Consider the following 265-nt stretch of genomic DNA (forward strand, 5'->3'; position numbering starts at 1 on the left):
ATCCGCAAGCTGGAAGCGGCCGGGCTCGTCACCACCGGCAAGGCCGCCAAGGAAAAGACGATCAAGATCACCAACAAGGGCGCCGATGCCTGCACGCGCTACGCCCAGATTCGTGAGCGGCTGTTCGTGGCATCGACGACCAATGCCCGGCCGGCCGAGGATACGCTGTCGGAAATCGCCGCCGTCCTGCGCTTTCTCTCCGGCGCCTACGATCAGGCGGCCCGCGCCGCCACCACACTTTAAGGATAGCTGCGTGACCGATACT

1 protein-coding gene is annotated in these 265 nt (G+C 64.5%); it reads left to right on the forward strand.

The features are described from left to right. A partial coding sequence (locus Ga0451573_RS19280) for a hypothetical protein (RefSeq protein WP_231685811.1) occupies positions 1–243 on the forward strand: 243 nt, incomplete at its 5' end. Positions 244–265 lie beyond the last annotated feature (22 nt).

It is taken from the genome of Phosphitispora fastidiosa, from assembly GCF_019008365.1.
In the GTDB taxonomy this organism is placed as follows: domain Bacteria; phylum Bacillota; class Thermincolia; order Thermincolales; family UBA2595; genus Phosphitispora; species Phosphitispora fastidiosa.